The sequence below is a fragment of the Gammaproteobacteria bacterium genome, from assembly GCA_016765075.1.
In the GTDB taxonomy this organism is placed as follows: Bacteria; Pseudomonadota; Gammaproteobacteria.
Genome location: JAESQP010000152.1, coordinates 1 through 7,439, shown reverse-complemented (window position 1 = coordinate 7,439; position 7,439 = coordinate 1). Strand labels below are relative to the sequence as shown.

Annotated in this window: 9 protein-coding genes; 2 read left to right on the top strand and 7 right to left on the bottom strand. The window is 45.0% G+C overall.

Annotated features, from left to right (window positions below; genetic code table 11):
* Positions 1–39 precede the first annotated feature (39 nt).
* Together JKY90_09430 and JKY90_09425 are read left to right on the top strand one after the other, a co-directional pair.
* Entirely contained in the window at positions 40–555 is a 516-nt protein-coding gene (locus JKY90_09430) for a cbb3-type cytochrome c oxidase subunit I (GenBank protein MBL4852477.1), read from the top strand.
* A gap of 13 nt (positions 556–568) precedes the next feature.
* Entirely contained in the window at positions 569–1,087 is a 519-nt protein-coding gene (locus JKY90_09425) for a hypothetical protein (protein ID MBL4852476.1), read from the top strand.
* A 4-nt stretch (positions 1,088–1,091) separates the two neighbouring features.
* On the opposite strand, the gene JKY90_09420 is transcribed toward JKY90_09425, so the two are convergent.
* The 7 genes from JKY90_09420 to JKY90_09390 form a co-directional block, all read right to left on the bottom strand.
* Positions 1,092–1,475 (bottom strand): hypothetical protein, encoded by a 384-nt coding sequence (locus JKY90_09420; GenBank protein MBL4852475.1) that lies wholly within the window; start codon positions 1,473–1,475, stop codon positions 1,092–1,094.
* A 4-nt stretch (positions 1,476–1,479) separates the two neighbouring features.
* Entirely contained in the window at positions 1,480–1,752 is a 273-nt protein-coding gene (locus JKY90_09415; protein MBL4852474.1) for a hypothetical protein, read from the bottom strand.
* Between the two features lie 73 nt (positions 1,753–1,825).
* Complete coding sequence (locus tag JKY90_09410; protein ID MBL4852473.1) at positions 1,826–2,275, bottom strand: hypothetical protein; 450 nt, start codon at positions 2,273–2,275, stop codon at positions 1,826–1,828.
* A gap of 38 nt (positions 2,276–2,313) precedes the next feature.
* Positions 2,314–3,630 (bottom strand): 4Fe-4S binding protein, encoded by a 1,317-nt coding sequence (locus tag JKY90_09405; protein ID MBL4852472.1) that lies wholly within the window; start codon positions 3,628–3,630, stop codon positions 2,314–2,316.
* A gap of 82 nt (positions 3,631–3,712) precedes the next feature.
* A complete protein-coding gene (locus JKY90_09400) occupies positions 3,713–6,349 on the bottom strand; it encodes a fused MFS/spermidine synthase (protein ID MBL4852471.1) in 2,637 nt (878 codons plus the stop codon).
* A 60-nt stretch (positions 6,350–6,409) separates the two neighbouring features.
* Positions 6,410–6,805: a hypothetical protein gene (locus JKY90_09395; GenBank protein MBL4852470.1), complete on the bottom strand. Its 396-nt coding sequence runs from the start codon at positions 6,803–6,805 to the stop codon at positions 6,410–6,412.
* 238 nt (positions 6,806–7,043) lie between these two features.
* On the bottom strand, positions 7,044–7,439 hold a 396-nt coding region (locus tag JKY90_09390), incomplete at its 5' end, for an SUMF1/EgtB/PvdO family nonheme iron enzyme (GenBank protein ID MBL4852469.1).

The window sequence follows — 7,439 nt, the reverse complement described above, 5'->3', positions numbered from 1 at the left end:
CCCTAAGCTCGGTTATCAGTAACTGTAAGTATTACCATCATGTCTGCTACTGACCAAGACCAACGCCTTATTATTTTTTTATTAGGCTCAGCATTCTTTTTGTTTGTTGGCACAACGCATGGCGTGGTGCAGGTATTGCCTGGTATTCGTGACTGGCTAGTCTCGGTCGGCACACCTGTTAGCGGCCCGGGTCACATGATTGACCCCTTGGCACATGCCCACATTAACCTAGTGGGCGGCACAGTACTCATCGGCATGGCGATGAGCTATTATCTGTTTCCACGCATCACTGGCTGCCAGATCTGGTCAAGTCGTTTGATCAGTCACTCATTTTGGTGGACAGCTGCTGGTGTAGTCGGTTTCTATACCACCTTAATGGTATTTGGTATTACCGAAGGCCAATTAATGCGTGCTGGCAAACTAGAACAACAAGCTGCCGTACACGCTTACTACGGCCCGACAATCAGCGTTCCCGCAACCATCATGGCAATCGGCTTTTGGCTGTTTTTTATTAATATCTTTGCCACTGCCCGTATCTATTTTAAGAACCGCTAATTCTGCAATAGCAATGACCCTAAACTGCGGCTGCCCCGAACACTACCCCAATGAATGGGATGGGCAAGACGTTGACCTCAGTGGACATTGCGTCCACGCTTTAGCAATCCCCATGTTTCTACATATGCCTTTGGGTTATACCCACTACATGATGCGCCAAACTATGGCGGTGACCGACCTTGAATTAAAAGAACACTGGCCAGGTCTAGCTTTAACCAGGACAGGCATGTTCAGTGGTGAAATTCTGCGCTTAATCGAATCAACTGATTCACCTTCACGACTAATTAAATATCTTCCTGTAGACTTTAATGTGCGCTGCATGATACACCAAGGTACGATGGCAACATTGCGCAATAGCGCGCGCGTGCTGCAACAGGCTTTATTTGACGAAGGCAAGCTGCCAAAAGAAATGTATCTGTGCCATCTCACTTGCCCACGCTGCGCCGATGACCGTGGTGGTGATAAGATTTTATTACTGCGTCGTTGGCATACCAGTGTGCGCTTGCAACAACGCCTAAATCGCCAAAAGTAACTTACTACTGCTCTTGCTCTGACCAAGGTAGCTCAAACTGCAACTCGGTCTCTTTGTCGCCACGCCTAATGTGTACGTAAAGATATTGGTCACCTTCATTAATTTTTACTGCACGACGAAAAACACCTATATGACCATCTTGCACAGACTGCACCCATTCTGCCGACTTATTAGCACGTAATGAAACAATCAGACTCCACGCCGGGCCACCCTCTTTTTTAGTTGCCTTGAGCCAGATCTCATTGTGCCCTGCCTTGACGGGATAAGGGTGCGTTTCTATTTTAAAAATAATATCGCTCCACAATTGTGCTGGGATACGGGCTCGTTCACCTTTACCGCAAGCCACAGTAAACGCACATAACAAACCGAGCAATATTAACTGGCGCATATTATTAGTTCCATGAAGGTTCAATTGAGGAATGTTTAATTAAGTAAGTGGTAATCTCATTAATCTCGGCATCATTGAGTATAGGCATTGCCTGGCGTGAACGGTACGTTTGCATACGCTGAATAATTACTGGCCACTCGCTCGCTGTTTTGGTCTGTGCTTTAGGCGCGATATGACAATCACTACAATATCGACTCAGCACATCAGCGCCGAAATGATCTCTAGGAGCATCTCTGGAATGATCACTGGCCATATTATTTTCAGTATTATTGTTCAATTCTAGCTCTGTAAGGTTTTCTGGCTCTGGACTACAACCAATACATAAAACCAAAGCGGCAGCTAAAACTAATCTACTTGGTTTTTGCCTCATCACTCTTATCCGGCACAGCGTTTTCTTTATCTTTTTCCACAATGTCTTTATCTGAATCTAAGCGTCCACCTGCCTTTGAACCGTAGAGACTTAACATGATATAAATAAACCCTGAAGAAATAGCGATATAAACCAATGCCAAAGCAAAACCCCAATTAAACCACTCTCGCTCGAAGCCTGCACGATCCCCCCAGAAAGGAAAACTCAAGCCAATAGCAAACAGCAGCACAGCAATAATCACAGCAACAAACCATTTTGGTATGTCAGCCTGAGACTCAGGGATTTTATCAACCATCTCCCAGTCTTCAAGTCCACGCTTGGCTAGGCGCTCTTCTTCCGAACTATAACCGTAAAAATCCTCTGCCTCTTTACCCCACTCTGATTGCGTTGAGGTTGAGGCAACATCGTTTGTTGCCGGATCATCGGCCACAGAGTTATCTGTGTTCGCTTGATCTGTTTGCTTAGTCGTCATTTTTCTTTCACCGAAATATGATGAACCCGAAAACTACTTTGCCAATCATTATTGTTCGATTTTACTTTGACTGAAAATGGGTAAAAGCCCGGCGCCAACTCATCACTGATATAAAATTTCAAGTATTTTCGCTGCGCGGTGTCGAACACCATAATATCAGACTCCAGTTGATAACTACCCTCAGGCAAGCCTTCTATGGCCACCGCAACCTCACTTGGTTTATAGAACTTATGCGCAAGCGATATACGATACTCATTAATCTCGCGCCCTTGCGCTGTATCACTATGATAGACCGAAAAGCGGTAGGGTTCATAGCTCACCAACCCCCAGACAAACATCCCCAAACCTAATGTGACTAAAGGGAGAATCCAAAATAGGCGTGAACGCAGCGTAATCATTGCATTGCGTGGCTGTTCCTGTATTGCTTGTGGTTGACCCATAGCAAAACTCAATAAGCTAGCTCCTGTTTTGCGTGAGCCGCGTATGCTTTCACATGCTGTAATGCATTCGCCACAATTGATACACGCATCATAGGTTTGCGTTTGTCGTGGGTCAATTTCAACAAAACACGCGCTTTCACAAAAATTACAATGCGCGCACTCATCTGCAGCCGAGCTGTCATGCACAATATGCAGTGTTTCTTTTGTTTTAAACGAGTGTTGCCAGACTTTATAGACACACATAAAACGACAAAAGAAATGACGCAAATAAGCCACATCAATAAAAATAATCAATACACAAATACTATAAATATAGTACTCAGACCCTTTCATTCGTTCTTCGGTCTGAAAGCTAACAAAATTCCACAACATATCCAAAGGATAGAAATAGAGCATTGGCACCAAAGCAGCGACCATGGAAAATCCGAGCAATATCGCGCCCAGGCTTAACCAATTAAGCCATTTATTTTTTCCTGATGACACCTTCATCGGTGCGCCATCGAGCATTATTTCTGAACGTTTACCAAGCAAACGTCGATGCCAATAATTAGCCCATTCTGACAAGGTATTTTGTGGACATGACCAACCACAAAAAATGGTACCCAAAGCAGAATACGTAATAACCAAGGCACTGGATACCATCAACCAAAAACCCATGATGATAAAAAAATCACCAAAGTCGATCTGCCTGTCGAGTATAACGAAGGCACCTGTCAATACATCGATGCGAAATAAGCCTGACAAAGGAATCAATACAGCGGCCAATACAGTTATCACTTGCAGCCATCTACGGCGCCGGTGTAATTTCTGACCAGGGCTATTGCTGTTAACAACAATAATCGGAATTTCTGTCACAGAGGATGGCTGATTCATGGCTATTGCACAGATTCTTTGTTGGCTTGATTATGGCAGGCTATGAGGTGTCGTGAAACGCGACCTTGCTGTTCCAAATACATCAGAGTACCTCAGGTAATGGCGTAACATTGTAAAGTGGACTAATCTCATGTAGCTGATCAATGTATTTTTTGCTTGCCTTGTCATCTTCATTATCCCGAGCTAAATGTAATAATGCCGCAAGCGTTGGCAAATGATCCGGTTTAATGGCTAAAATTCGTTGCAAATTTTCCTGCTCAACGCTAGCGTTTACCGCATTGCCTAACAATGACGCTAACATCCTGTCGGCTAAGGTACCACTGACCCATTGGTCGTGCGGGTTACCACGATAAGAAAATTGCAGCAAACGCTGTGCGCGGTTGTCGTCACCACTCAATTGCGCTTGCCAACTGCGCATTGATGCATCGGCAGACAAATAGGCGCGCTCGAAATTTTGCTGATCAGCCAACGTTGTCAGCCTGGCTGTAATATCAAGCTCTTGAGCGGCCTGTTGTGAAGAGGGTCGTTGCTCAACCAGCCATGCGATAATTTTTTGCAAATCAATCTCGCCAGCATAACGCACACGCGGCAGATGATACTCAATACGAGGGCGCCACTCGTCTTCGATCAACATCGACGGGCTATCGATACGACCATAGTAACGGCCTAACCAGGTCCATACTCCTTCACCGCCTGTCTTTTCAGGTGTCGAATCCAGCGTATTGATATTCGCTAACATATCATTGGCGCTAACCACGCCATCTTTACTACCAACCATGGCCAACCTGAAACCATCAACAAATAAACTCGCTTGCGGAAAACTTTGCTTAAAACTATTGAGCACAATATGTAAGGCCATCAAATCAAATTGATTTAATGCTAACCACTGCACATAGAGGCCATTATCATTAAGGCGCAATTTGGCTCGCTCGAATTGTTGCAATGACAGCAAGCGACTACGACCAACTAAATCTGGATGAAATAAATCACCGATGATCAGGTCATAATTTCCACTCGAACGCATAAGATAGCGGCGTGCATCATCATGGACTATATTGATCTTATCAATCACATTGCGGTTAACAGGTCTAAACCACTGGTCAGCAGATTCGATTGCACCTTGTGATAATTCAACCGCCGTGATTTCAACATCAAAATCCAAAGCGGCAGAAACAGAAATACCTGTGCCTAAGCCTAGAAATAATACCTTTTTGGCTGATGGATTCAGTAATAGAGGAAGGCGAGCTTGGTTCTGCTGCGCCACCACTGCTGTCGGTTCAGTCGATGCATCCATCCGTTGTAAGTCTGACAAGAGCAAACGCTGACCGTCGTTAGTCTCAACAACATGTGTTATCGCTATTGCATCCTCATGTAGAAATAATGTGACACGACTATTCGCATGTGCCTGTGGCAATAAATCAACCGCGGGCGATAGGAGGTGCAAACCAGGAACAATAAAAAAACTACCTATTAATATTGGCATAGCCCACCAAACACTACGCACTGCACACCAACGCATCCCAACCACAAACAAGAGGAGTGCGGCAACAAGAACCGTCATTGGCGTACCAATCAAGGGCATCAATACAAAGCCAGCCAATAATGCTCCTACTCCAGCGCCGATAGCATTAGCACCATATAACCACGCACCTGCTGTAGCAGCATCGGTATAACCTCTCACCAGCAATGGCAACCACGCACCCAAACAAAATGTCACCGTGATGGTAACCAAGGCCAATGCCGCACCCTGCTTTAACAGAACATTTATCAATGAACTGTATTGCAGTGTTTCTGCCCAGGCCGACACTGAAGCCAAGCTAAGCAGAGAAATAACCGCTGCCAATGCAGCGACCAACGGTAACAAGGTTAACCATAGTCGCCGCTGACCCCATTGCGATAACGCACTACCAATCGCTGTGCCGGCAAGAAATACAGCGAGGATAACCGCTAATACATATTCTGTTCGTAAAAGCGCCATACCATAAAGCCGCACCCATGCGACTTGCAGCATCAATGCCGCCATACCAATCAATGCGTAACTTAATAGATCAATGGTAGTAGGTCGTGCTAACTGGGTCGTAACCTTTACATTCATGGTTGGCAACAACAGCGATAACACAAAAAATAAAACTCCAAGTGCCATACCTATGGCAGCAATACTGTATAGACTATTCACCCAGCCGATTGCGGGCAATAATAAAACCGGCAGCAAAGCACCTAAAGCTGCGCCTAAGGTATTGGCCGTATAGACATGCGCTACTGATAGCGACGTGTCTTTTATCGCGGCAAGTATTAGTGGAAAACCCAAGCCCATTGCCGTTGCTGGTACTAACATAAAAAATAAAGCGGCAATAACTTCCACGCTATGCCAAACTGCCAGACTGCTGTCACCAACAGAACTAACCAGTAACTGCGACCAATAAGCATTGATTGCCGGCAAACTTAGCGCATAAAATGCAACAGCCACTTCAACTAAGGCAAAAATAAGGAGTGGTCTGGAAAAAGACAAGAGATAGCGTCGGCCAAGAATACTACCAAGACCAAGACCAAGCATAAAGGCACTAACAGTAATGACGACGCCAAAGTTGCTGACACCAAATTGCAGACTTAACATCCGCATCCACAATACTTCGTAAGATAACGCCACCAAGCCTGATAGCGAATAGAGAATAAGCAGACCAATCGCAAGCAGTGTTTTATTATTCTGCATTGTGGTCATGATACTTGGCAGCCTCTGATTCATTCTGGACGAAACATTCAGCTGCTCTCTAGTAGGTTGCTAGAAAGGGGAAAACCAAACTACTGCTGTAATACCATGTGCCAATGCCAAAGTGACCGTCAAACCTGCACTGATCATATGCCACATAAATACCTGCTTGCCATACACGGCCATGCTGATACCCAGCACTGCCGTGGCTAATACTAGCAACAATAAACTGCTACCCATAAAAAACAGGATGGTATGTTTTTGCTTAGTACTAATTGCGCGCGGGCCAAGGTTGATTTCTTTACCCGTAAACTCGCCCATGACATCCATAGCATCATCAGCTGTGGCGGTAGTATCAGTAGAGGCAACAACAATGCCAGTATATAGCAGAGTGCTAACAAGGCCTGCAATACAGCAGGCGCGGCGTAGCAAGGAGGCCTTGCGATATAACGCGAGGTATAACGGCATAAGGTTTATTCGTGGTTGATGTCAGGGTTGTTTTTAGCCCTATGCCGGCGCAGGGCGAAATGCCAATAGAGGATGGCTAACAGAACAAACGGGGCCAAAACCAAAAAACACAGGAAAATAAAAATTGCCCAAGGCGTTTCAATCGTGACATGAAGAAAACTATAACTATCAAGACCTGCTTGTGCCGATATTGGTAACAGCAATAGCAATAAGTAGATGTATTTAAAATGGGACATAATTATCCTTGCTGGTCTACGATATCTTTACTACAACGAAAACCGTAGAAATCTGAGGCATAGTGTGGAAACGAGTAATTTCGGTGATAAGACGCAGTAGCAAATGGGTCACTCTTAAATGAGCCGCCACGCATAACAATATAGGTTGCTTCGACCTCAATCAGATCCACCACTTTGAGGGATCTATCTAACGATGTCGTTGCTCTACCTACTTTAGGTACAAATAATTCTGCTGACGCACCACTGCCTTGATAGGCTTTGAATTCATCTGCCGTCCACTCACTAACATTACCTGCCATATCAAACACACCATAAGGGCTTGCTCCCGCTGCATTACGTGTGACATCGGTCGCCGAACCTACGTTGTAATAGGTATTGAGGTTGTCTGAATCCATAAT

Coding starts and splice junctions, on each gene's coding strand:
- JKY90_09395 (MBL4852470.1), bottom strand. CDS start 6,805: ATGCCGTTATACCTCGCGTTATATCGCAAGGCCTCCTTGCTACGCCGC.
- JKY90_09420 (MBL4852475.1), bottom strand. CDS start 1,475: ATGCGCCAGTTAATATTGCTCGGTTTGTTATGTGCGTTTACTGTGGCT.
- JKY90_09425 (MBL4852476.1), top strand. CDS start 569: ATGACCCTAAACTGCGGCTGCCCCGAACACTACCCCAATGAATGGGAT.
- JKY90_09400 (MBL4852471.1), bottom strand. CDS start 6,349: ATGACCACAATGCAGAATAATAAAACACTGCTTGCGATTGGTCTGCTT.
- JKY90_09405 (MBL4852472.1), bottom strand. CDS start 3,630: ATGAATCAGCCATCCTCTGTGACAGAAATTCCGATTATTGTTGTTAAC.
- JKY90_09430 (MBL4852477.1), top strand. CDS start 40: ATGTCTGCTACTGACCAAGACCAACGCCTTATTATTTTTTTATTAGGC.